The 23,653-nt window shown below is 73.6% G+C and carries 18 protein-coding genes; 10 read left to right on the top strand and 8 right to left on the bottom strand.

The features are described from left to right. Positions 1-24: 24 nt before the first annotated feature. The 3 genes from ACMA1D_RS27335 (at position 25) to ACMA1D_RS27325 (ending at position 2,579) form a co-directional block, all read left to right on the top strand. Positions 25-1,395: an FAD-dependent oxidoreductase gene (locus ACMA1D_RS27335; protein WP_414726670.1), complete on the top strand. Its 1,371-nt coding sequence runs from the start codon at positions 25-27 to the stop codon at positions 1,393-1,395. Then, on the top strand, positions 1,392-2,153 hold the full coding sequence (locus tag ACMA1D_RS27330; protein WP_414726669.1) for a DedA family protein: 762 nt from the start codon (positions 1,392-1,394) through the stop codon (positions 2,151-2,153). Before ACMA1D_RS27335 ends, ACMA1D_RS27330 begins: the two co-directional genes overlap by 4 nt. Positions 2,154-2,237: 84 nt before the next feature. After that, complete coding sequence (locus ACMA1D_RS27325; protein ID WP_414726668.1) at positions 2,238-2,579, top strand: hypothetical protein; 342 nt, start codon at positions 2,238-2,240, stop codon at positions 2,577-2,579. Between the two features lie 92 nt (positions 2,580-2,671). On the opposite strand, the gene ACMA1D_RS27320 is transcribed toward ACMA1D_RS27325, so the two are convergent. The 6 genes from ACMA1D_RS27320 to ACMA1D_RS27295 form a co-directional block, all read right to left on the bottom strand. After that, positions 2,672-3,202, bottom strand: a complete 531-nt coding sequence (locus tag ACMA1D_RS27320) for a hypothetical protein (RefSeq protein ID WP_414726667.1) — start codon at positions 3,200-3,202, stop codon at positions 2,672-2,674. A 146-nt stretch (positions 3,203-3,348) separates the two neighbouring features. After that, positions 3,349-3,810 carry an SUKH-4 family immunity protein gene (locus tag ACMA1D_RS27315; protein WP_414726666.1) on the bottom strand — a complete coding sequence of 154 codons (462 nt, stop codon included), beginning with the start codon at positions 3,808-3,810 and terminating at the stop codon, positions 3,349-3,351. An 83-nt stretch (positions 3,811-3,893) separates the two neighbouring features. After that, a complete protein-coding gene (locus ACMA1D_RS27310) occupies positions 3,894-4,385 on the bottom strand; it encodes a VOC family protein (RefSeq protein WP_414726665.1) in 492 nt (163 codons plus the stop codon). A 181-nt stretch (positions 4,386-4,566) separates the two neighbouring features. Further along, the gene (locus ACMA1D_RS27305) at positions 4,567-5,811 is read right to left on the bottom strand and encodes a magnesium and cobalt transport protein CorA (RefSeq protein WP_414726664.1); all 1,245 of its coding nucleotides are present in this window, start codon (positions 5,809-5,811) and stop codon (positions 4,567-4,569) included. A gap of 474 nt (positions 5,812-6,285) precedes the next feature. Next, entirely contained in the window at positions 6,286-8,238 is a 1,953-nt protein-coding gene (locus ACMA1D_RS27300; RefSeq protein ID WP_414726663.1) for a protein-arginine deiminase family protein, read from the bottom strand. 827 nt (positions 8,239-9,065) lie between these two features. Further along, positions 9,066-9,926 (bottom strand): response regulator transcription factor, encoded by an 861-nt coding sequence (locus ACMA1D_RS27295; RefSeq protein ID WP_414726662.1) that lies wholly within the window; start codon positions 9,924-9,926, stop codon positions 9,066-9,068. 110 nt (positions 9,927-10,036) lie between these two features. Here ACMA1D_RS27295 and ACMA1D_RS27290 point away from each other — a divergent pair, with 110 nt between their 5' ends. The 3 genes from ACMA1D_RS27290 to ACMA1D_RS27280 are packed head-to-tail and all read left to right on the top strand — an operon-like array spanning position 10,037 to position 15,239. Then, a complete protein-coding gene (locus ACMA1D_RS27290) occupies positions 10,037-11,707 on the top strand; it encodes an AMP-binding protein (protein WP_414726688.1) in 1,671 nt (556 codons plus the stop codon). Next, positions 11,704-13,590 carry an AMP-binding protein gene (locus ACMA1D_RS27285; protein ID WP_414726661.1) on the top strand — a complete coding sequence of 629 codons (1,887 nt, stop codon included), beginning with the start codon at positions 11,704-11,706 and terminating at the stop codon, positions 13,588-13,590. The genes ACMA1D_RS27290 and ACMA1D_RS27285 overlap by 4 nt, the downstream gene beginning before the upstream one ends. After that, entirely contained in the window at positions 13,587-15,239 is a 1,653-nt protein-coding gene (locus ACMA1D_RS27280; protein WP_414726660.1) for an AMP-binding protein, read from the top strand. Before ACMA1D_RS27285 ends, ACMA1D_RS27280 begins: the two co-directional genes overlap by 4 nt. Positions 15,240-15,464: 225 nt before the next feature. Here ACMA1D_RS27280 and ACMA1D_RS27275 read toward each other — a convergent pair whose 3' ends face one another. Beyond that, entirely contained in the window at positions 15,465-16,205 is a 741-nt protein-coding gene (locus tag ACMA1D_RS27275; protein WP_414726687.1) for a hypothetical protein, read from the bottom strand. A gap of 354 nt (positions 16,206-16,559) precedes the next feature. Here ACMA1D_RS27275 and ACMA1D_RS27270 point away from each other — a divergent pair, with 354 nt between their 5' ends. Next, on the top strand, positions 16,560-17,567 hold the full coding sequence (locus ACMA1D_RS27270) for a LysR family transcriptional regulator (RefSeq protein WP_414726659.1): 1,008 nt from the start codon (positions 16,560-16,562) through the stop codon (positions 17,565-17,567). Positions 17,568-17,779: 212 nt separating this feature from the next. Continuing rightward, positions 17,780-19,132, top strand: a complete 1,353-nt coding sequence (locus ACMA1D_RS27265; RefSeq protein WP_414726658.1) for a carbohydrate-binding protein — start codon at positions 17,780-17,782, stop codon at positions 19,130-19,132. Positions 19,133-19,537: 405 nt separating this feature from the next. On the opposite strand, the gene ACMA1D_RS27260 is transcribed toward ACMA1D_RS27265, so the two are convergent. Beyond that, positions 19,538-20,314 carry a nucleotidyltransferase family protein gene (locus ACMA1D_RS27260; protein WP_414726686.1) on the bottom strand — a complete coding sequence of 259 codons (777 nt, stop codon included), beginning with the start codon at positions 20,312-20,314 and terminating at the stop codon, positions 19,538-19,540. 216 nt (positions 20,315-20,530) lie between these two features. Between ACMA1D_RS27260 and ACMA1D_RS27255 the strand changes: the two genes are divergently transcribed. Both ACMA1D_RS27255 and ACMA1D_RS27250 read left to right on the top strand, forming a co-directional pair. Then, positions 20,531-22,558, top strand: a complete 2,028-nt coding sequence (locus tag ACMA1D_RS27255; protein ID WP_414726657.1) for a serine/threonine-protein kinase — start codon at positions 20,531-20,533, stop codon at positions 22,556-22,558. A 119-nt stretch (positions 22,559-22,677) separates the two neighbouring features. Further along, the coding region (locus tag ACMA1D_RS27250; RefSeq protein ID WP_414726656.1) for a serine/threonine-protein kinase at positions 22,678-23,653 on the top strand (976 nt) is incomplete at its 3' end.

Below are 23,653 nucleotides of genomic sequence, written 5' to 3'. Positions count from 1 at the left end.
CACGAGAGAAAGCGAATCGAAGCAATGCGACCGGCAACAAGCCACAGAAGCAACCGATATGAGGACGAGAACCCGGCCATCGCCGTCATCGGTGGCGGCATCGGCGGCCTCGCCCTGGCCCGCATCCTCCAAGTCCACGGCATCGCCGTGACCGTCTACGAGCGCGACGCCTCACGCACCGCACGCCCGCAGGGCGGCAGCCTCGACCTCCATCCCGCGTCGGGCCAACGCGCCCTGCGCAGCGCCGGTCTGTTCGCGCAGTACTGGGCGGTGGCCAGGCCCGAGGGCCAGGACCTCAAGCTGGTCGACAAGGACGGCACCGTGCACCGGCAGGAGCGCAGCGAGGACGCCGGGACGGTGGAGCCGGAGATCGACCGGGGCGCGCTGCGCGACCTGCTGCTCGACGCGCTGGAACCCGGCACCGTCCGGTGGGGCCACGCCCTGGACCGGGCGGTGCCGTTGCGGAACGGCCGCCACCGGCTGTACTTCGCGCACGGCGCGGTGCACTCCTGCGACCTGCTGGTGGGCGCCGACGGCGGCTGGTCGCGGGTCCGCCCGCTGCTGACCGACGCGGTGCCCACCTCGACCGGGGTCAGCTTCGTCGAGATCAGCGTGGCGGACGTGGACCGCCGCCGGCCGGAGCTGGCCAGGTGGGTGGGGCGCGGCAGCCTGTTCGCCTTCCGCGACGGCAAGGCGCTGATGGCCCAGCGCAACGGCGACGGCTCCGTCCGCACCTACGTCGGGCTCCGCGCCCCCGACGACTGGCTGGACACCTCCGGCATCAGCACCGGCACCCCGGACCACGTCAGGCGCGAACTCCTCGGCCACTTCACCGACTGGGCGCGCCCGCTGACCGACCTCATCCGCCACTGCGACGACTCCTTCGTACCCCGCCGGCTGCTGATGCTCCCGATCGGCCTGAGCTGGCAGTCCAGGCCCGGCGTCACGCTGCTCGGCGACGCCGCCCACCTGATGTCGCCCTTCGCCGGCGAGGGCGCCAACCTCGCCCTCGCGGACGCGGCGGCGCTCGCGGCGACCGTCGTCGAACACGGGGCGGCGGACGCCGCGGCCCTGGCGCGGTACGAGGCCGACCTGGTGCGCCGCGCCACCCCGGCCGCCATCGCGTCCGCCGCCGGCCTCGACCTCTGCTTCACCCCCGAGGGCACCCACGCGGTGGCGGCGGCCCTGGCGGAACGCGACGGTGCGGTGGGGGCGGTCGAGCGGGGGCCTGCCGGGCTGGGGCATGTCGGCCGGGGGTCGGCCGCGCCGGGGTCTGCTGGGGTGGGGCCCGCCGGGCCGGGGCATGTCGGTCAGGGGCCGGCCGAGCCGGGGCCCGCTGCCGCATCAGCCACTCCCATCACCCCCGCCGGGCAGGCCAGGCGGGCCGTGCGGTGATCGACTGGATGGGGCTGGCTACCTCGCTGGTCACCTCGCCGTGGTTCTACCTGGTGCTCGTCGCCGTGTCGCTGCTCGACTCCTTCCTCCCGCTCATCCCGAGCGAACCGGTCGTCGTCATCGCCGGTGTGTACGCGGCCGACGGCGACACCGAACTGGTCGCCTGCATCGCGGCGACCGCACTCGGCGCCGTCCTCGGCGACCTGGTTCCGTACGTCGTCGGCCGCTCGCTCGCCGAACGCGTCAGGGCTCGCCTGCGGCCGGGCACCAGGCGCCGGCGGGCCCACGATTGGATCGCCGCCGAACTCGCGGCCCGCGGCAGCTACACCCTCGTGACCTCGCGTTTCATCCCCGTCGGGCGCTATCTCGTCACGCTCTCGGCCGGCATGGTGGGCTACCCCTGGCGCCGCTACCTCGCCGCCACCGCGTTCGCCGGCCTGTGCTGGAGCACGTACACGGTCCTCATCGGCTACGCGGGCGGCGCGCTCTTCCAGGACAACGACCTCATCGGCATGGCCGTGGGCCTCGGGCTGGCCTTCGCGCTGAGCGGCACGGTCGAAGTCGTACGCCGCCTCCGGCGCCGCCCCGCCCCTGCGCCCCCGAGCGCCCCGGGGCATAATGCGGCAGCCGCCGATGTGGTGCGCCCAGCGTGCGGGCCGCAGCCGGCAGTTGGCCGGAATGCGGTGCGGGCGGGACGCGGCGGGGCGAGGCCGAGGACGTCGTCAGACGGAGGAGAGCTGGATGCTGGACATACGTAGGGCGGGCCGGGCCCGTGCCCTCGCCGTCATGGGCGAAGGACCCGCGGCCCGGGCCGCCGGTCGGGCCGGCACGGCGGTGCGCAGATGAGGGCCGGCCGGCGTGCCGCCACCGTCTGGGCCGGCCTGTGCCTGGCCGGCCTCGGCGCCACCGCGGCACTCAACATCGGCTCGGACACCGCTCGCCCGAGCACGGGTGGCCCGGACTCCGAGGGATTGACGGTGGAGATCAACGGCACGGAGGCCGGGACCTGCGCACGGATCATCCGGGCGATCGAGGAGGCCCGCGCCGGGGCCCTGCCCCCATCGGAAGCGGCCCTGAACGCCAAGGGGTCAAGCAGCGCACAGGTGGACACCTTCGTTATGGACTCCGCGGTGCCCGGCGAGTGTGAGAAGGAACTCAAGGCCCGGGGCCTGACGCAGGACTGAGCGACCACGAAGCCACCGCAGTCCCGAACCGGCCCCAGCGGGGCGGGCGTTGGGGAAATTGCCCGGAAGCCCTGGGTGCGGTGGCCGCCCCCTCACCCCGCCGCGGCCAGCGCGTCGGAGATCATGCGGGTGGCGAAGTCGGGGTCGCCGGTGAGGCCGTTGATGTGCTCGGCGAGCAGGGTCGCGGTGGCTTCCAGGGGCGTCATCTCGGCCTCGGTCCAGTCGCCGTACTGCTTGCGCCACAGATTGGGGCTCAGCTCGGTGCCCGCCGCGATGACCAGGCCGGCCATGGTGGGGATGACCTCCGGGCTGATGCTCGCCGGCATCATGCGCATCGTGGCCACCAGAGGGGGCACCACGTTCTCGATGACGTCCTTGTCGTGGCGCTCGTACGCCGAACGCAGCCAGGTCATGTACATGAAGATCAGGGTGCAGGCGCCGTCCAGTACGGCGTTCGCCCCCTTGCGGTCGAGGGAGGCGGTGAACTCCTCGATCATCTTCTGCTGTTCGGGATCGATCTCGGCCTTGCGCTCGTGCAGGCACTTGAGTCGCGAGTCGATCATCAGCAGCGCGGTGACCACGTCACCGGCGGGAGCGAGCGCGGGATCGCAGGACGAAGACACGGGAAGACCTCCTCAGGAGACCGCGCTGGGTGACGCGGCGCATCCGTACGGTAGTCCTCCGGCGGGGTGGGGGTTGACGATTCCCTCGAAGGGGCGATAAGTGCTCACCCGCGCCCGCCGCCGCCGTGCGCCCGGCGCTCGGTGCCTCATGCGCTCATGCCATAGCCCAGTTCCTCGGCGCCGACGTGCCAGAAGGAGTTCTCATCGGCGACGGCCGCGGGATCGAGCGCTCCGAACCGTTCCAGCAGGGCCTCGGTGAGCTCGTCCGCGGCCTGCTCGGCCAGGTCGGCGGCCTCCTCTTCACCCAGCCCGTCGCCGGGGCCCTCGTACGCGGCAGCCTCGGCGGCAGCCTCCTCGTACGCGCGGTTGCAGGCGACGAACGCCGCAATGCTGGAGTTGACGAACTGGGCGGCATCGCCCTCCGGCAGGAACCACAGCGAGCCGTCCTCACGCCGTAGGGCCAGCGCGCTCAGCTCTGGATCGACGGCGACCACGGCATAGCGCGTCCCACTGACCGAGCGTTCCGCAAAAGGGGAGGGCTGCCACGCGCCGGGGTACGGGCAGCGGGCGCATCCGGCCAACAGCGCGGCGGCTTCAGCATCGTTCATGCCGCGAATCTAGCCCGCCCCGCCGGCACCCGAGCCGGTGGGCCCGTGCCGGCAGGGCACTACCGGGGCCCGCGGCCCGCCTGCTAGTTGGCGAAACCACCCTGCGGCTGGATGATTTCCAGATTCGTTCCGTCGGGGTCGTTGAAGTAGGCGACCTTCGTGCCGAGCGCCGCATCCGGGGTGACCTCCCCGGCGGTGAACGTGTAGCCGTCGCCGAGGAATTCGTACCCGGCCTCCTTCATGCGCTCGTACACCGCGTCGAAATCGTCCACCTTGAAGCACAGGTGCATGGACCCGGGCCGGTTCGCGGCCCCATTGGTGCGCAATGCCACCGGTTCCTGGAACTCGATCAGATCAATGCCTAGGCCATCGATATTGATCGTGGCATACCGCAAATTGGCATCGGAAAGCCCCTGCGCCTGCCCGAACGGCACGCTGTGCATCGTCTCGCCCGCCACCACGGGCTCGCGCCCGGTCAGGGCCCGGTAGAAGTCGATGGCGGTATCCAGGTCCGATACGGAGATCCCGACGTGGGCGGCCCGGGTGAGGTTTATCGCGGTGTCGGTGACGGCCATGAGGAGTCAAACCCTCTCGCTCTTGGATCACATCACGGGCGTACGAAATCCATTGTCCTGGGGATCGGCCGGGGCGCATCTTGTTCGGGTGGGTGGGGTGATTCTTTTTGGGGCTGTGTGTAGGCGCACCGTACCGCCGACGCCGAACGTCGCCAGCGGTAAGAGACGCCCCCCGACACCCCTACAACCAATCCCGCCGCTTGAAGATCACATACAGGCTCGTACACACCACGGCCATCAGCACGATCGCGAACGGATAGCCCAGCGTCCAGTGCAACTCCGGCATGTGGTCGAAGTTCATGCCGTAGATCGTGCCGACCAGCGTGGGGGCGAAGAGGATGGCTGCCCAGGACGAGATCTTCTTGATTTCTTCGTTCTGTTCGAAGCCTGCTTCGGCCAGGGCGCGCATTTCTGCGTTCTGTTGCTGGGTGACCAGGGTGGCGTTGACCGCGAGGATTTCGGTGAGGGCCGAGCGGAAACCGTCCACGCGCTCGCTGGTGTGGGTGACGTGGTCGGCGACGTCGCGCAGGTAGCGCTGGAGTTCTTCGTCCGTGCGGTACTTGTCGAAGCCGGCCATCAGCGCTTGCAACATGCCCACCAGGGGGCGGGTCGCGCGTTGGAACTCCACCATTTCCCGGGAGAGTTCGTAGATGCGGCGGGAGACTTCGGGGTCGCCGCGGAAGACCTCGGTTTCGATTTCGTCCAGGTCGTTCTGCACGCCTTCGACCACCGGCGCGTAGCCGTCCACCACATCGTCCAGGATGGCGTACAGCACCGCCTCCGGGCCCAGCCCGATGAGTTCCGGCGTGGATTCCATGCGGGTGCGGACCGCGGACAGGTCGGGGGCGGCGCCGTGCCGGACGGTGATGACGAAATCCGGGCCCACGAACAGGTGGAGTTCGCCGAATTCCACCTCTTCCGGCGCATCCAGATAGCGCGCCGCCCGCAGGACGACGAACAGCGTCTCGCCGTACCGCTCCAACTTGGGGCGCTGGTGGGCTTCCAGCGCGTCCTCGATCGCCAGTTTGTGCAGGTCGAATTCGCCGGCCAGGGAGAGGAGTTCCGCCTCGCTCGGCCGGTGCAGCCCGATCCACGCCATCGAGCCGGGGAGTTCGCGCAGTTCGCGGAAGGTTTCGGCGAGGCTGGTGGGGGAGCCGATGCGCAGGCCGTCGCGGTAGAGCGCGGCGTCGATCAGGCTGGGGGCCTCCGGGGCCGGGCCGCGCGCCTCGCGGTCGGGTGCGTTCGGGGTGGCCGGTGTGGTGCCGCGGCCGGCGGTCGGCCGGAGCCAGGAGTGGCGTCGGCCACCGTTCGCGGGCTCGCCGCCCGCGGGCTGCGCGCTGCGCGCGGCGGGCTCCGGTGCGCCCTTGCGCGCGCTGCGGCGCGCGGTCATCGCGGAGAGGGGGGTACGGCTGCGGCGCTCGGCCATGGTCGGTCCTTACGGTCGCGGGGCTGGGGGACTCCAGGCGCACGCGCGAGCGCCACCGCGGGCCGGCGTGCGGGCCGCGGAGCGCGGGCCCGGTCTAGCTGCGGCCGGCGGTGGTGCCGCGCGGCGGGCGACTAGGGGGTTCACCACTCACGGCGGACCTCACCTCCTCCTCGCACATATGACGGAACCGTCGAACAGGATATACACCCCATAGGGGAGCGGCCGTGCCGCGGGTGCGTCCCCATGCGTGCCCCGTGTGCCCGCTGCCCGCACGCCGCCCACCCGTTGCCCGCCCGGCCCCTGCCCGATACCTCGCCGATCCGCACCCGGCCCGTCCGATCCCCGCCTTGCCCCCTCCGAACGGTGCCACGCGGCCAGTCGCCCCATCGGGCCGTGCCGCGCCCCGGTGGGTCCGGGACGCGGCACGGCCGCGGTGTCCGCCCTGGTGGGCGGCGCGGTGGGGAGGGAAGGGCGTCAGCGCCGGGGAGGCGCGGGCCGGGCGGTCCGCGGGGGTGTCACCTCACGTAGCGCGTTGGTCGCGCAGTGCACCTCGCCGCCGCCCAGGTGGGCCCAGGAGAAGTTCTCCACCCAGCGCACCCGTACCCCGTTGGCGGCCAGCCGGCGTTCCGTTTCGCGTTGGAACAGGTCGACGCCGGCGACCTTCGGGCCGTGCGGGACGGGGGCGGCGAAGTCCCGCGCGGTCAGCGAGAGGCCGTTGGCGAGCGCCGGGGTGAGGGCGTACGCGCGGCGCGGCTGGTCGGCGGCCATCCGGGTCTTGCCGTACAGCACGGGCAGCATGACCAGCTCCTCCGCCCGCAGCCCGGTCGCCGCGAGCAGCGTGCCGACCTGCCGGTCGATGCGGCGCGCCACCTCCTCGTTCTCCGTCAGCAACTGGCGGGAGGCCAGCACCTCGTCCACCGTCGGCCGGTCGCGCCCCGGGACCTCGGTGCCGGTGAACAACCGGCCCCCGCCCGCACCCGCCTGCTGCGCCCGACGCAGCAGCCGCACCGCGAGCCGCGGGTCGGAGAAGGCCAACGTCCAGCCGCGGGCGTTGTCCGCGCGCACCACGTGGAAGGTCTCGTCCACGTGCCCGACCAGCAGCCAACTCGTGTCGAGCACCACGGGCGGCTGAGCCTGCGCGTGCAGCATTCGGGTGAAGGACGGGTCGGGGCGACGGGCGGCCGTCGCGCCGTAGACGACCCGGCCGTTCGGGTAGCCGGCGTACGGGGGCAGTGCCTCGACGTTGCCGGTGTAGTTCAGCAGCTCGTCGACGCTGGCGTCACGGTCGGTCGTGTACTGCTGGACCACTCCGACGTCCGGGCCGCGCAGGTCGCGGTAGAGCAGCCGGCCGGAGCGGCGCAGGCTGGCGGCGCGGCCGTCGGTGGACGCCCAGTAGTTGGGCGAGCGCAGCAGCAGGCGCATGGTGTGGTGGCCGCCGCCCGCGGTGGGCAGGACGGCGTAGCCGGGTTCCGCGACGTCCTGCCGCCACACGTCCCGCCACCACTGGTCCGTGCCGGCCGCGAAGCGCAGCGCGCGATCGGGCAGGCCGGCGGCGCGCGTCGCGGTGCGCAGCGTGTTGGCGAACGCCCGCCACTGGTCGGGGCGCCGGTCGGCGACGGGGACCTCGGCGGGGATGCCGGCGCCGGGGCCGGGGGCCGCGGCGAACACGTGCTGGGCCCGCTGGAGGTCGTGTTGGAGCAGTACGGGCGCCACGCGCATGCGCAGCCGGTCGTGGCCGGTGGCGCCGCCGTCGGTGACCGACAGGGTCAGGGTGATCCCGCCGTCCCAGCGGGCCGGGTCGCGGACGATGTCCCGGCCCTCGATCGCGAGCCGCACCCCGGCCCGCAACTCCTCGGCGCGCAGCCGCTCCCCGAAGCGCAGGACGACCAGCTTCCCGCCGCGCTCGACGAAGAGCCGTACGAAGCGCTGCTGGCCCGCCGGGACGGTGACCGTACCGGTGGCGCCGTCGCTCACCCGGAGCGGGTCGGTCCGCAGCGGCGCCAGGTCCTTGACGTCCGCGGGGCCGTCGACGACGTCGTTCGCCGCGTCGTTGCAGGCGGCGAGCCGCCGGTCGACGGCCACGTCGAGCCGGTCCAGGTCGCCCGGGCGCAGGGTGCAGCGGCGCTGGTCGTCATCGAGGTTGGGAAGGAAGGTCGGGCCGTACGGGGCGTGCAGCGCGGGTGCCGGCGGCCCGGACGCCGCGGCCCCGGCGGTCGCGGCCGTGCCGGGCAGCAGGGAGCCGGTGAGCGCCGCCGAACAGACCAGGGCGCAGACCGCCGCGCGGTGGCGGGCCGGCCGGTGCGCGGCGATGCCTAAGGGCGGGTGCGTGGGCGGACGCGTGGCGGGCTGGTCGGCCGGCCCCGGGGGTGGTTCGGCGCACGACCTGGCCGGTGGCCGGGTGCGTCCGATGGGCAGTCGAGCGAACATGGTGGCCTCTCGTCTCAGCAGCCGCGGCGCACCTGGGGCGGGTTCCCCACGCCCCGCCCCGCGGCCCCCGCCCGGCCCGCACCTACCCGCACCGAGTCCCCCCGTACGCGACCGCGCCCCGCGCGACGGCTCGCGGCGGCGCCACCCGAACCCGACGGCGTCGGCCGCTCCGCTGCCGGCGGCTCCGCTGTGGCGGTTCCGGCAGGGGCGCGCCTGGTCGGTGGCCGGTAGCTGGTGGCCAGCGGTGGGCGGTGGTGGATGGGGGAGCGGGGGGTGCGGGGACGCTAGGAGCGGAGCGGGGGAGGCGCGGGGAGGTGCGGGCGGCTCGGAAGGGTGTGCTTGGGCCTTCATCGTGGCCGCGCGGAGTGCCCGCGGACGTCGTCCGGCGGTAGCGAGCCGCGTAGTCCCTTCGATCCAGTGGGCCGGATGCGGAATCGACCATTCGACGGATCGCCCCCCGCATGACCTGCGGATTTCTAGCTTTCTGCCGCGTACGAACCCCTGTGCGGGCCGTCCTTCGTTGGGGTTACCCGCGGCGTGCGGCGTGCCGGAACGCTCCCGTAGCACCGGGCCCGTACGGCGCTGCCGCGCGCGCAGCGATGCCTCTCGATGCCCCGCACCCGCACGCTCCGAGCACCCACCGCGGAGCCCCTCACCCGCACCGTGCCCCAACCCTCACCCGGGTTCCACCCGCCACCCCACACCCACACCCAACCACTCCCACCCCACACCCCACCCCAGCACAACCAAGCGAGCCCCAACACAACCAAGGCCACCCCAGCCACCCCGCAGACACCACCCACCCAACCCAGCAGACCCACCCACCCCTAGGGCAGCAGCCCCGCTCGGCGGGCCGACACCACGGCCTGGAGGCGGGTGTGGGCGCCCAGTTTCCGCATGGACGAGCGCAGGTAGCTCTTGACGGTCTCCGGGCGCAGACCGAGGCGGTCGGCGGTGGTGGCGTTGGTGGCGCCGGACGCCACACAGGCCAGCACGTCGACCTCGCGCGGGGAGAGTTCGACGCCGATGGGCGGCTCGGGCGTCCGGGCCGCTGCCGCGCCGGGCGGGGCCGCCGCCAACCGGCCGAGCGCGGCCAGCAGTTCGTGCCGTAATGCCTGGTCATGGACGCGTTGAGCGAGCGCGCGCAGTTCGCCGTGGGCCGCCCTGACCTCTTCCCAGGCCGCCGGGTCCGCCTCGCTGGGATGGCTGGTAGCCGCCACCACCCGGCGGGCCTCGTCCTGGGCGGCGTCGCGTACGGCCAGGGCCTGTTCGAGTTCGCGGGCCGCCTCGACCGCGACCGAAAGCGTGCGGTCGCCGAGCGCCATCGGCTGCCGCAGCGCGCCGTACAGCACCCCCCGCACCCGCCGCCGCACCACCACCGGCACCGCCAGCACGCAGCGCAACCCCTCCGCGGCGACGGCGGCGTCGTACTCGTGGCTTATCACCCGGGAGGCGGGGTAGTCCGCGACGCACACCGGCCGGGAGAGCGCCATGGCCTTGCCGCCCAGGCCGTTGCCGGTGGTGATGGTGAGCCCGACCAGGACCTGGGTCGCCGTCCCGGCCAGTTCGGCGATCCGGAACTGGCGGGTCCCCTCGAACAGTCCACCGAACGCGACGGGCAGCCCCCCACCGCGCCGCATCCGCTGTAGCGCGGTGCGCAGGTCCACGGCCCCGTACGTATCCGCCACCGACACCTCCCCGTAAATACCATCACCCCCATCCGGGGGTAGTGAGACTCAGATCACTCGTCGCACGATGCTAGCGAGCGCTTTGGCAATGAGGAGGACATGTGGCGGCAATCGGTCCGACCGAAGAGTTCCGGGCTGCGCGGGATTTCCTGCTCCAGCACCGGGAGGACTACGCGGCTGCCTACGCAGGGTTCCAGTGGCCCCGGCCGGCGGCCTTCAACTGGGCGCTGGACTGGTTCGACCCGCTGGCCGAGCGGGTGGACAGGACCGCCCTGCACATCGTCGAGGAGGACGGCGCGGAGACCCGGCTGACCTTCGCCGAACTGCGGGAGCGGTCCGACAAGGTCGCCAACTGGCTGCGCGCGCAGGACGTGCGGGCCGGCGACCGGGTGGTGGTGATGCTCGGCAACCAGGCCGAGCTGTGGGAGACCGCACTGGCCGCCATGAAGCTGCGCGCCGTGGTCATCCCGGCCACCCCGCTGCTCGGCCCCGCCGACCTCGTGGACCGCATCGAGCGCGGCGGCGCCCGGCACGTCATCGTCCGGGCGCTGGACGCGGCCAAGTTCGACGAGGTCCCCGGCGACTACACCCGGATCGAGGTGGGCGGCACCGGCCTGCGCCCGGGATGGCTCGATTACGCCGATGCCTACGCCGCTCCCAGCCGCTTCACGCCCGACGGGCCGACCCGGGCCGACGACCCGCTGATGCTCTACTTCACCTCCGGCACCACGGCCAAGCCCAAGCTCGTGGAACACACCCACACCTCGTACCCGATCGGCCACTTGGCGACCCTGTACTGGATCGGGCTGCGGCCGGGCGACGTCCACCTGAACATCTCGTCGCCGGGGTGGGCCAAGCACGCCTGGTCCAACCTGTTCGCCCCGTGGAACGCCGAGGCGACCGTCTTCGTCTTCAACTACACCCGCTTCGACGCGGCCCGGCTGATGGCCGAGATGGACCGCTGCGGCGTCACCACCTTCTGCGCGCCGCCCACCGTCTGGCGGATGCTCATCCAGGCCGACCTGCGCGCGCTGCGCACCGCGCCGCGGGAGGCCGTCGCGGCCGGCGAGCCGCTCAACCCGGAGGTCATCGAGCAGGTCAGGCGGGACTGGGGGGTGACCATCCGGGACGGCTTCGGCCAGACCGAGACCTCCGTACAGGTCGCCAACACGCCCGGGCAGCGGCTCAAGACGGGCTCCATGGGGCGCCCCACGCCCGGCTTCGCCGTCGCGCTGCTCGACCCGGTCACCGGGGAGCCGGGCGACGAGGGCGAGATCAGCCTGGACCTCTCCGCCCACCCGGTGGGCCTGATGGCCGGTTACGCGGGCGACCCGGAGCGCACCGCCGAGGCGATGGCCGGCGGCTACTACCGCACCGGCGACATCGGTGCCCGGGACGCCGACGGCTACATCACCTACGTGGGCCGCGCCGACGACGTCTTCAAGGCGTCCGACTACAAGATCTCGCCGTTCGAGCTGGAGAGCGCGATGCTGGAACACGAGGCCGTCGCCGAGGCCGCCGTGGTCCCCGCGCCCGACCCGGTGCGGCTGGCGGTGCCCAAGGCGTACGTGGTGCTCGCCGAGGGCTGGGAGCCGGGGCCGGAGACCGCTCGGGTGCTGTTCGCGCACTCCCGCGCGGTGCTGGCGCCCTACAAGCGGGTGCGGCGCATCGAATTCGCCGACCTGCCCAAGACCGTGTCCGGCAAGATCCGCCGGATCGAGTTGCGCGAGCGAACCGCCCAGGACGGCGGCGCCGCCGAATACCGTGAGGAGTCCTCATGACCGGCCCCGCCACGACCGGCCAGAGCGCCGATCCCACCACCACCGGGGAGCCGGCACCCGCCGCGGGGCCCGCGGCCGGCGCCGCACAGTCCGCTCCGCAGCCCACCCCGCAGCCCACCGGCGAGGCGGCCCCCACCGGCCAGAACCTGGCACCGGGTCGCGTCGAGTCCGGCCAGTCGCCGCCCGCCCCGTCGCTCTCGTACGCCAGCGGCCCCGGTGACACGCCGCTGCTCGGCCAGACCATCGGCGCCAGCCTCGACGCCGCCATCGCGCGGTTCGGGGACCGGGAGGCGCTGGTGGACATGGCCAGCGGCCGGCGCTGGACCTACACCGAGTTCGGGCGGGCGGTGGACGAGGTCGCGCTCGGCCTGCTCGCCAAGGGCGTCGGCAAGGGCGACCGGGTCGGCATCTGGGCGATCAACTGCCCCGAGTGGGTGCTCGTGCAGTACGCCTCGGCCCGCATCGGCGCCATCATGGTCAACATCAACCCGGCCTACCGCGTCCACGAGCTGCGCTACGTGCTCGACCAGGCCGGCATCCAGGTCCTGGTCTCCTCCATCGAGCACAAGACCAGCGACTACCGCCGGATGGTCGAGCAGGTGCGCGCCGACTGCAAGGCGCTGCGCGACGTGGTCTACATCGGCGACCCGACCTGGGACGGCCTGGTACGGGCCGGGGCGACGGTCGACCCGGCCCGGCTCGCCGACCGGCAGGCCCGGCTGACCAGTGACGACCCGGTCAACATCCAGTACACATCGGGCACCACCGGCTTCCCCAAGGGCGCCACCCTCTCGCACCACAACATCCTCAACAACGGCTACTTCGTCGGCGAGCTCATCAACTACACCGAGCGCGACCGGATCTGCGTGCCGGTGCCCTTCTACCACTGCTTCGGCATGGTGATGGGCAACCTCGCCGCCACCAGCCACGGCGCCTGCGTGGTCATCCCGGCCCCCTCCTTCGACCCGGTCGCCACCTTGCACGCGGTCGAGCGGGAGCGGTGCACGGCGCTGTACGGGGTGCCGACGATGTTCATCGCCGAACTGGGGCTGCCCGACTTCGCCACCTACGACCTGTCCACCCTGCGCACCGGCATCATGGCCGGATCGCCCTGCCCGGTGGAGGTCATGCGGCGGGTGGTCGCCGAGATGCACATGGCGGAGGTCGCCATCGCGTACGGCATGACCGAGACCTCCCCGGTCTCCACACAGACCCGCGTCGACGACGACCTGGAGCGCCGCACCGCCACCGTCGGCCGGGTCATGCCGCACATCGAGGTCAAGGTGATCGACCCGGCCACCGGCGTGACCGTGCCCCGCGGCGAGGCCGGCGAACTGTGCACCCGCGGCTACAGCGTGATGCTCGGATATTGGGAGCAGCCGGAGCGGACGGCGGAGGCGATCGACGCGGCGCGCTGGATGCACACCGGGGACCTGGCGGTGATGCGCGAGGACGGGTACGTGCAGATCGTCGGGCGGATCAAGGACATGATCATCCGCGGTGGCGAGAACGTCTACCCGCGCGAGATCGAGGAGTTCCTCTACTCGCACCCGAAGATCGCGGACGTGCAGGTGGTGGGCGTGCCGGACGAGAAGTACGGCGAGGAGATCGCCGCCTGCGTCGTGCTGCGCGACCCGGCCAACCCGCTCACCCGCGACGAACTCGCCCGCTTCTGCCGGGGCCGCCTCGCCCACTACAAGGTGCCCCGCTACCTGCACCTGGTCGACTCCTTCCCGATGACCGTCAGCGGCAAGGTCCGCAAGGTCGAACTCCGCGACCAGGCGGCCCGGGCACTCCTCCCCGAGCAGCCGGCGGCCCCGGCCGCCGAGTCGCGGCCCGCGGCCCCGCAGCGCTCAGTCGCCGAAGGGGCCGGCCGGTCATGACCCTGTCGTACGCGAGCGGCCCGCACGGCGCGCCGCTCACCGGCGAGACCATCGGCGCGGCGCTGGCCGCGGCCGTCGCCCGGTGCGGGGACCGCGAGGCGCTGGTGGAGGCGGCGGGCGACCGCCGCTGGAGCTACGCCGAGTTGGACCACGCGGTGGCCGAGGTGGCCGGCGGGCTGCTCGCGTACGGCGTGGCGAAGGGGGACCGGGTCGGCATCTGGGCCCCCAGCAGCGCCGAATGGGTCATGGTGCAACTCGCCGCGGCCCGCATCGGCGCCATCCTGGTCAGCCTCAACCCGGCCTACGCGCAGGACGAGTTGGCGTACGCGCTGCGCCAGTCCGGCACCAGCGTGCTGGTCGCCGCCGACGAGTACCGCGGCGTCGACTGCCGGGCCGTGGTGGCCGCCGTCCGCGCCGACTGCCCCGCGCTGCGCACCGTGGTGCGGTTGGGCGACGCGTCCTGGACGGAGCTGCGCGCGGCCGGCAGACGCCGCCCCGTGCACGAACTGGTCCGCCGCTCGGCCGAGTTGGGCTGCGACGACCCCATCAACATCCAGTACACCTCGGGCACCACCGGCTTCCCCAAGGGCGCCACCCTCTCCCACCACAGCATCCTCAACAACGCCCGGGCGACCGGCGCGCTGCTCGGCTACACCGAACGCGACCGGATCTGCATCTCGGTGCCGCTCTACCACACCTTCGGCATGGTGGTCGGGGTGCTCGCGGCCGTCGCGCACGCCGCCTGCGCCGTCATCCCGGCCCCCACCTTCGACCCGGCCGCGACCCTGCGCGCGGTGGAGCGGGAGCGGTGCACGGCGCTGTACGGGGTGCCGACGATGTTCATCGCCGAACTGGGGCTGCCCGACTTCGCCACCTACGACCTGACCTCGCTGCGTACCGGCATCGTGGGCGGCTCCTCCTGCCCGGCCGAGGTGATGAAACGAATCGTCGGCGAGATGCACCTGGCCGACGTCGCCATCGCCTACGGGATGACCGAAACCTCACCGATCGCCACCCAGAGCCTGCTGCCCGCGGCGGGGGAGAGCGGGGAGTTGACGCTGCGGCGCCGCACCGAGACGGTCGGCGTGGCCCATCCGCACCTGGAGCTCAAGGTCGTCGATCCGGGCAGCGGGCTGACCGTGCCCCGCGGCACGGCCGGCGAGCTGTGCGTACGCGGCTACAGCGTGATGCTCGGGTACTGGGAGCAGCCGGAGCGGACGGCGGAGGCGATCGACGCGGCGCGCTGGATGCACACCGGGGACCTGGCGGTGATGCGTGCCGACGGGTACGTGCAGATCGTCGGGCGGATCAAGGACATGATCATCCGCGGCGGCGAGAACGTCTACCCGCGCGAGGTCGAAGAGCTGTTGCACACCCACCCCAAGGTCGCCGACGTGCAGGTGGTGGGCGTGCCGGACGAGAAGTACGGCGAGGAGATCGCCGCCTGCGTCGTCCTCGCGGCCGGCGCGCAGCCGCTGACCGCGGACGAGGTCGCCGCGTACTGCACCGGCCGCATCGCCCGCTACAAGATCCCGCGGCTGGTGCGGACCGTGGACGCCTTCCCGCTCACCGCGAGCGGCAAGGTCCGCAAGACGGAACTGCGCGCGCAACTAGTACGGGAGCTGCGCGGCGCCCGGGCGGTGTCCTGAACCAACACCCTTGACCAAGCTGGGAGTTGACGGACGCGGGGGAAGGTGTTCGGTGGGCGGCCTCGCCCGGGTGGCCCTGCCCGGGCGGTCGTGGATCGGACGGCCGGGGAGTGGGCAGGCCTGCCCCGGGGGTCATGCCTGGCGGCCATGGGTGCGGGGCGCGGACCGGGCGGCCACGCCTGCCGGTCACACCTGCCGGCCACGCCTGGCGGACCTGCCCGGCGGTCACACCTCGGGCGGGCCCATCCGGATCAGGTCGTCCGCCGGGTCGTTCACCGGCTGCGGAGTCCCCGTCAGGTCCATGACGAACAGCGGGAGGTAGAGCTCGTCGGCGCGCGAGCGCGCGTTGCGCGCATAGCCGGCCAGCGAGAAGAAGACGCTGACGGCGGCCTCGCTCAGGCCGTGCAGCCACAGGCACTCCACGTCCCGCACACCGGTGGGGCGGGTCGTCGGATCGACCTGGGCGACCAGCCCGGGCCCGCGGAGGTCGACCCCGGAGGGCGCGCGGTCCTCCACCCGGCGCAGGCTGGTGAAGCCGAGCCACTTGAGGTACTGCGCGGCGGCGGTCACCACGTCCCGGCCGGTCCGGATCGTCACCGGCTGGAACGCCGGGCGCAGCACCGCCGAACTGGGGGCCGGATGTGCCCGCGCGGCGCCCGCCTGGCCGGGGCCGCCGGCCGTCGCCAGACTGCGCCCGCTGCCCTCCGGGGCCTTGGCCACCGGGAGCCGCACCACGGTGCCGCAGGGGCAGCCGAGTTCGGGCTGCGGCCAGTGGTCCTTGCGCCCGCAGGAGTGGCAGCGCATCGCCACCCAGGACTCCTCCCACGTGCGGTAACGCAGTTGGGCCACCGGACCGGCCAGCACCGGGAGGGTGAGCGGTGCGCCGCACGCGCAGGGGAAGGTGGGTGGCGTGAACGAGTGCTCACGGCTGCACGCCGGGCACCGCACCGGCACGCTCTTGGCCATCGTCGGCTCCAGCATGGACACAGAGTTCGAGTGAAGCAGTACGTGTCCATCGTCCACGATGTGGCCGGTGTTGGGGAGACAGCCGTCTGGTTTCGGCCGCGCCGGGCGACCGTCCGTGCGTGTCGCGGACCGTTGTGTGGGCGCGTACGAGGCGGTGGGGTGCGCAGAGTCAGGGATAGGCAGGAATAGGGGGGTACGGGGATGTGGACAGGGGTGTGCGGGGTGGTGCGGCGGAATTCCCGCGCGCCGGGTGGGCGCCCCCGCCGCTGAGCCGCCGGTCAGGGCCCCGCGATCGGCCGCACTGGTCTGGACCTGGGTATTGTCCCGGGCGGAACGCGGGTCCAAGCTCACACCATGGACCTGGAGATGCGGCATCTGAGGGCGATCCGGACGATAGCCGAAGCGGGCAGCCTCACCCGGGCAGCCGCCACGCTCGGGCTCGCCCAACCGGCGTTGAGCGCCCAACTCAAACGGATCGAAAGCGCCCTGGGCGGGCGGCTGTTCGAGCGGGGCAGGTACGGCGTGCGAACCACCGCACTGGGCGAGTTCGTGCTGGACCGGGCCCGCATCCTGCTGCCCGCCGTGGGACAGCTCCAACAGGAGGCCGTACGGCTGACCCAGGACGGCGAGCAGGCGCCCGCCTTCCGGCTGGGTGGCACCCACGGGCCGCTGCTCGGCGCGGTCGTCGACCGGCTGTCCGCCGCCCACCCGGGAGTACAGGTGACCACCCGGATCTCCTGGTCGGACCGGGAGATCGCGGCCTCGGTCGCCGACGGGCGGCTCACCCACGCACTCATCGGCACCTGCGGCGAGAGCACCCCGCCCGAGCCGGAGCGGCTGGCCTGGCGACAGTTCGCCGCCGACCCCATATTTGTCATGCTCGGTGCGGAACACCCGCTCGCGCAGCGGCCGGAAGTGGACCTGGCGGACTTCGCGGACGACGCCTGGGCCGTGGTGCCCGGCGACGGCTGTTTCGGCGAGTGTTTCACCGCCGCCTGCGCCCGGGCCGGGTTCCGCCCCGGGCGGCTCTACGAGACGGACGTCGCCTCCTGCGTGTACCTCGCGCAGGTCGGACGGGCCGTCGGGCTCTGCCGCGCGACCCTGCCCACCCCGCCGGGGCTGGTGACCCGCGCGCTGACCGGCACCCCGCTGATGTGGCGGCACCTCATCGGCTGGGACCCGTACGGGCCGGCCGCGCAGTCCGCGTCCGACGTGGTGACGCACGCCCACGCCGCGCACACCGACGCCATCACCCGCAGCGAGAGCTACTCCGCCTGGCTCGCCGCGCACGGCGCGGACGCGGCGGGCCCGGGGCCGGACGGAGAGCCGGCGCCACCCCTGTCATGTGGGAGATCCCTGTGATGCGAGCCGAACCACGCACCCGCCGCACGGCGCCGCGCCGGCTCCCGGTTGGATGGTGGCGGGCGCGCCCCGTGCCGGGCGCCGGCGGCCCGGCGGGGCGGGCCGGCGCCACAGGTCCATACCGCGATGCAGGGGTAAATCTGGAATCTTCTGCGGGACAGATCGCGCCACCTACGGTTTCGGCATCCCCCACCGAACCGAGGAGACTCCCCATGCCCCAAAGACACGCCACCATCGCGTGTGCCGCGGCAGCGGCGGTCGGCGCCCTCGCCCTCAGCCTGCTGCCTGGCACCGCTTCCGCCCGGTCGGCTGACGCGGCCCCGACGGCCGCCGAGACCATGAGCGTCGCCGACACCTCCCCCGCCGTCCTCGCGGCGATGCAGCGCGACCTGGGCCTGAGCAGCCCCGGTCAGGCCAAGGAGCGGCTCGCCAACGAGGCCGAGGCCGGCGCGCTGGCCGGTCGCCTCCAGCAGTCCCTGGGCCGCGACTTCGCCGGCGCCTGGGTGAGCGGTGCCGAGTCCAGCACGCTCACCGTCGCCACCTCCGACCGCTCCGAGCTGGCCAAGATCAAGGCCACCGGCGCGAAGGCCAAGCTCGCCGCGCACACCCTCGCCGAGCTGGAGGGGGCCAAGGCGGCCCTGGACCGCGCCGCGGTCAAGAACGGTTCGTCGGCCGTGCCGATCTGGGCCGTCGACGTGCGCTCCAACACCGTGGTCGTGCAGGCCGTCAAGCCGGCCGCCGCGCAGAAGCTGATCGCGGCCAGCGGCGTCGCCCGCGACCTGGTCTCCGTCAAGACCATCGCCGAGAGCCCGCGCCCGCTGTACGACATCCGCGGCGGCGACGCGTACTACATGGGCAGCGGCGGCCGTTGCTCGGTCGGCTTCGCGGTCACCCGCGGCACCACCGAGGGCTTCGCGACCGCGGGCCACTGTGGCCGCGCCGGCACCACCACCAGCGGCTTCAACCAGGTCAGCCAGGGCACCTTCCAGGCGTCCACCTTCCCGGGCCGGGACACCGCCTGGGTCGCGGCCAACAGCAACTGGAAGGCCACCCCGTACGTCAAGGGTCAGGGCCAGAACGTGCAGGTCGCGGGCTCGACCCAGTCGGCCGTCGGCGCCTCGATCTGCCGCTCCGGTTCCACCACCGGTTGGCACTGCGGCACCGTCACCCGGCACAACACCAGCGTGACCTACCCCGAGGGCACGATCAGCGGCGTGACCGAGACGACGGTCTGCGCCGAGCCCGGTGACTCCGGCGGTTCCTACATCTCCGGCAGCCAGGCGCAGGGTGTCACCTCCGGTGGCTCCGGCGACTGCCGCACCGGTGGCACCACCTTCCACCAGCCGATCAACCCGCTGATCCAGGGCTACGGCCTGACGCTGAAGACCAACGACGACGGTGGCCCCGGCCCCGGCCCGGGTGAGGGCACCTGGGCGGCCGGCACGGTCTACAACGCCGGCGACACGGTCACCTACAACGGCTCCACCTACCGCTGCCTCCAGCCGCACCAGGCCCAGCCCGGCTGGGACCCGGTGAGCGCCCCGGCGCTGTGGGAGCAGGCCTGAGCCACACTCCGGCGATCGCCTAGCTGATCGGCCCCGGCCCCCATCCGGAACCGATCGACCGGGCAACCCGGCCTCGGCGCCCCAGCGGCGCCCGAGCCACAGACCATCGCCGAGGGAGAAACGGGCGGTGCGGGACAGAGGGGTCCCGCACCGCCCGCCTCCGTTGCACCGCCCGTCCCCGCTGCACCAACCCGCCTCCGCCGCACCGCCCGGCATGTGTGTCGCCGCACCGGCCGCGGAGCGCGCCGCCGCTGCCGCCCGATCCGCCCCCGTACCCACCGCTCCCGTATCCACCGTTGCCCGCACTGGCCCGTGCCGTGCGGGCAGCAGTCGTACGGACTGGCGACGCGCCCCGTGGCCTACGGGCCCACGGGGCCGGAGCCGTACGGGCCCACGGGGCGTGGGTCAGTCGTCCGGGGCGAGCAGGTGCAGATCGGCCGGGGTGTCGACGTCCGCGTCCGATGCGACGTCCGCGCACTCCACGCAGGTCACCTCCGCCGCGCGGGCGCACAGGAAGTCCCGCGCGCCCCGGTCCCCGTGGGCGCTCGCGGCCACCGGCGCCCAGTGCTCCCGGGCCAGCAGCACCGGATGCCCGCGCCGCCCCGCGTACCCCGCGCAGACGAGACCGGCGCCCGCCCGGTGCGCGGCGATCACCCGCGCCACCGCGGCGGCCCCCACCCCCGGCTGGTCCACGAGCAGGACCAGGACCGCGGAGGCACCAGAACCTGATGCCGATTCAGCTCGCGGCCGTAGCAGCGTCCGTGACTCTGTTTCGGGTTCCGGCTCAAACCTCGGACCGGGCCCCGACGCGGCGCGGGCCGCGGCCAGGCCCGCGCGCAGGGACGAGGCGAGGCCGGTGGGCCAGTCCGGGTTGTCGACCAGGACGCAGCCCGCCAGATCGGCCCGTGCGCGCACCTGTTCCGCCGCCGCACCGAGCACCACGTACACCGCCGGTGCGCACCCGCCCGCGCGCAGGGCGCGTACCGCTCGCTCCACCAGCGGGCGTCCGCCGTGGTCGAGCAACGCCTTGGGGCGACCACCGAGCCGGCGCCCACCACCCGCGGCGAGCACAAGCCCGAGCACCGGGCCCGCGCCCACGGCAACGCCCGTGGCGTCCGCGGCACCCGCGTCCCCGGCCCCGCCCGTACCCGTATCGCCGCCCGCATCCGCCGGCCCTCGCATCGGTGCCATGCCCCCTGCCTACCGCACCGCCCGGGGTGCGGGCCGGCAGCGCGCGCCGTGCCGCCGCACGTCACCCCGGACCGCACCCCACCACCTCGTTCCGGGACCCCGCCCCACCGACCGCGGTAGCTGTCGAGCCACCGGAACCGCCCGCGTACGGTGCGCGGACGCTCGGCTAAGGTCGGGGCGTGCGGTTGTGAAACGGGGAGGACGAAGGTGGCGGAGGTCTTCAAGGCACTGGGGGAGAAGGACCCGCGCCAGATCGCGGGCTACCGGCTCGCCGCCAAGCTCGGCTCGGGCGGCATGGGCAAGGTCTACCTCTCCTACACCCCGGCCGGTCGGCCGGTGGCGATCAAGGTGGTACGGCCCGACCTGAGCGAGGACCCGGAGTTCCGCAGCCGGTTCCGCCGTGAGGTGGCGGCGGCCAAGCGGGTGCACGGCCTGTACACGGCGCCGGTCATCGACGCCGAGACCGAGGGCGACACCCCCTGGCTGGCCACCGCGTACGTGCCCGGACCCTCGCTCCAGTCGGTGGTCGCCGACCACGGCCCGCTGCCCGTGCCCACCGTGCTGCTGCTCATCGCCGGGATGGCCGAGGCGCTGGCCGCGGTGCACGAGGCGGGCATCGTGCACCGCGACTTCAAGCCGTCGAACGTGCTGCTCGCCGCCGACGGGCCGCGCGTCATCGACTTCGGCATCTCCCGGGCCGTCGACTCCAGCTCGCTGCTCACCAGCAGCGGCATGACCATCGGAACCCCCGCCTTCATGGCGCCCGAACAGGCCGAGGCGACCGACATCACGGTGGCCACCGACATCTTCGCGCTCGGCCAGGTCGCCTGTTTCGCCGCCACCGGCGCCCCGGCCTTCGGCGACGGCACCCCGCACGGCGTGCTGTACCGGGTGGTCCACAAGGAACCCGACCTCAGCGGCGTACCCGAAGAGCTGCGCGAAATCATCAGCCACTGCCTGGCCAAGGAAGCGGCGGACCGGCCGGACCCGGCGCAGATCATCGCGATGTGCCGGGCCGCGGCCCCCGGCGCCGAACTGCGCAGGTCGGACGATTGGCTGCCGCGCGCGGTCGCCGCCGACCTCACCGACCGGACCGCGGGCCCGGCCCCCAGCGGCGCCTCGCCGCACGAGGAGACCGTGGTCAGGGACCGCGCCGCCGCGCCCGCGGACCGGCCCGCGCCGGCCCCCGCCACCGACAGCGGCCAGCACCGGGCCCCCGCGCCCACCGGCGGCTTCGGCCCGCCGCCGAGCGACCTGGACACACCGCCAGCGACCCCGCCCCCGGGACCCGCCGGCCCGCCATCGGGACCGCTCGCGCCGTACGCGACGGACCCCCGGCAGCCCGCGGCGGCGAGCTCACCGATCACGACGGGTACGTCGGAGGCGGCGGGTCCCTCGGACCTGACCGGCGCCCCGGGCACGACGGGTTCCGGTACGGGCGCGACGGGAACGGGCGGCGGCGCGGGCCGGGGCGGGCGGCGTCGGACGGCCGCCCTGGTGGCCGCCGCCGTACTGGTCATCGGCGCGGGCGTGGCCGTCGCGTACCAGGTCAGCAAGGACGACGGCGGCAGCAACTCGGCCCAGCACGAGGGCGACCGGAAGACCCCGGGCGGGCCGCACGACAAGCCGTCCGGCGGGTCGGACGGCTCGGACGGCGCTGATGGTGCGGACGGCGCTGACGGCTCTGATGGTTCTGATGGAGCCGACGGTTCGGGCGACCCGACCGGTTCGGGCGACGGGGACGCGCCGGGCCCCGGCGAGGACGGGCAGGGCGCCGAGCCGACCGGCGTGCCCAGTGGCCCGATCGACCGCGGCCCCGGGGCGCTCAGCCCCAAGGGCGTCGACTACGACGACATATCGCTGCCCGACGGCTACCACCTGACCCTGGCCTCCGACCGGCTGCGCCCCGACGACTCCGCGGACACGGCCGACGACCTCCGGTACGCCAACCCCGGGGCGCCGGGCAGCGGTGGCGGCAGCGTACGCAGCGGCGATGGCGGAAAGTTGGTGTTGCTGCGGGCCGACGAGTACGGTTCGGCCACCTCCTGCCGGGACACCACCCGCTTCACCTCCGAGATCGGGCTCGGCCAGTTGGCGGCCGGCTCCCGGTTCTGCGTGCTCGCCGCATCCGGCGACGTCGCCCTGGTCACGTACCGGGGCGCGGCGCCGCAGGGCGACCCGAGCGACTACATCAGCCTCGATGTGACGGTGTGGCGGGCCGCCGAGCCCCGGTAGTGAAGGAGTCGCGGTGACCGCGTCAGCTCCGGTGGCGTAGCTGGCGACTTCCGATAAGGTCACCGCTGTCACATGCAAGGTTGAAGGGCTGCCCTTGACGGGCCGGGGGACGAATAGTCATGAATAGTGTGGATTCCGCGGGGGTTTTCAAGCCACTTGAGGGAGATGACCCGACCACGGTCGCCGGCTACCGGCTGAGCGCCAGGCTCGGCGCCGGCGGGATGGGCAAGGTCTACCTCTCCTACACCCTCGGCGGCCGTGCGGTCGCCATCAAGGTCATCCGGCCGGAGTTCAGCGAGGACGCCGAGTTCCGGCGCCGCTTCCGGCAGGAGGTCAAGGCGGCCCAGCGGGTGCAGGGCCTGTTCACCGCACCGGTCATCGACAGCGACCCCGACGGCCAGGTGCCCTGGCTCGCGACCGCGTACGTGCCGGGCCCCTCGCTCGCCGAATCGGTGGCCGCGCACGGCAGGCTCCCGGTGCCCACGGTGCTCTTCCTGGTCGCCGGCGTCGCCGAGGCGTTGCAGGTCATCCATGGTGCGGGCATCGTGCACCGCGACCTGAAGCCGTCGAACGTGCTGCTCGCCGACGACGGCCCGCGCGTCATCGACTTCGGCATCGCCCGGGCCGCCGACGCCACCTCGCTCACCAGCAGCGGCGTCACCGTCGGCACTCCCACCTTCATGGCCCCGGAGCAGGCCGCCGGCGGTCAGATCACCGCGGCCACCGACATCTTCGCGCTGGGCCAGGTCGCGGCGTTCGCGGCGATCGGCAGCCCCGCCTTCGGCGAGGGCACCTCGCACGGCGTGCTCTACCGCATCGTGCACGAACAGCCCGACCTGACCGGGCTGCCGGCCGAGCTCAGCGAGTTGGTCGGACGCTGCCTGAGCAAGGACCCGCAGGCCAGGCCGTCGCTGACGGAGATCCTCCAACTGTGCCAACAGGCTTCTCCGCAGACCCAGTTGCGCCGCCCCGAGGACTGGCTGCCGGGCGCGGTGGCCGCCGACATCACCGGCCGGGTACCCGCGCCGGCGCCCCGCCAGGTGCCCGCCCCGCCGCAGGGCGCCCCGCTGCCGCCGGCCCCGACCGCCGCCCCGC

Origin of the sequence: Streptomyces sp. 796.1 (assembly GCF_047525675.1) — a bacterium.
In the GTDB taxonomy this organism is placed as follows: Bacteria; Actinomycetota; Actinomycetes; order Streptomycetales; family Streptomycetaceae; genus Streptomyces.
The sequence above is the reverse complement of the archived record's forward strand: the minus strand, read 5'-3'. Positions and strand labels throughout refer to the sequence as shown.

Coding starts and splice junctions, on each gene's coding strand:
- ACMA1D_RS27270 (WP_414726659.1), top strand. CDS start 16,560: ATGGACCTGGAGATGCGGCATCTGAGGGCGATCCGGACGATAGCCGAA.
- ACMA1D_RS27305 (WP_414726664.1), bottom strand. CDS start 5,811: ATGGCCGAGCGCCGCAGCCGTACCCCCCTCTCCGCGATGACCGCGCGC.
- ACMA1D_RS27325 (WP_414726668.1), top strand. CDS start 2,238: ATGAGGGCCGGCCGGCGTGCCGCCACCGTCTGGGCCGGCCTGTGCCTG.
- ACMA1D_RS27315 (WP_414726666.1), bottom strand. CDS start 3,810: ATGAACGATGCTGAAGCCGCCGCGCTGTTGGCCGGATGCGCCCGCTGC.
- ACMA1D_RS27310 (WP_414726665.1), bottom strand. CDS start 4,385: ATGGCCGTCACCGACACCGCGATAAACCTCACCCGGGCCGCCCACGTC.
- ACMA1D_RS27300 (WP_414726663.1), bottom strand. CDS start 8,238: ATGTTCGCTCGACTGCCCATCGGACGCACCCGGCCACCGGCCAGGTCG.
- ACMA1D_RS27275 (WP_414726687.1), bottom strand. CDS start 16,205: ATGGCCAAGAGCGTGCCGGTGCGGTGCCCGGCGTGCAGCCGTGAGCAC.
- ACMA1D_RS27260 (WP_414726686.1), bottom strand. CDS start 20,314: ATGCGAGGGCCGGCGGATGCGGGCGGCGATACGGGTACGGGCGGGGCC.
- ACMA1D_RS27335 (WP_414726670.1), top strand. CDS start 25: ATGCGACCGGCAACAAGCCACAGAAGCAACCGATATGAGGACGAGAAC.
- ACMA1D_RS27280 (WP_414726660.1), top strand. CDS start 13,587: ATGACCCTGTCGTACGCGAGCGGCCCGCACGGCGCGCCGCTCACCGGC.
- ACMA1D_RS27265 (WP_414726658.1), top strand. CDS start 17,780: ATGCCCCAAAGACACGCCACCATCGCGTGTGCCGCGGCAGCGGCGGTC.
- ACMA1D_RS27285 (WP_414726661.1), top strand. CDS start 11,704: ATGACCGGCCCCGCCACGACCGGCCAGAGCGCCGATCCCACCACCACC.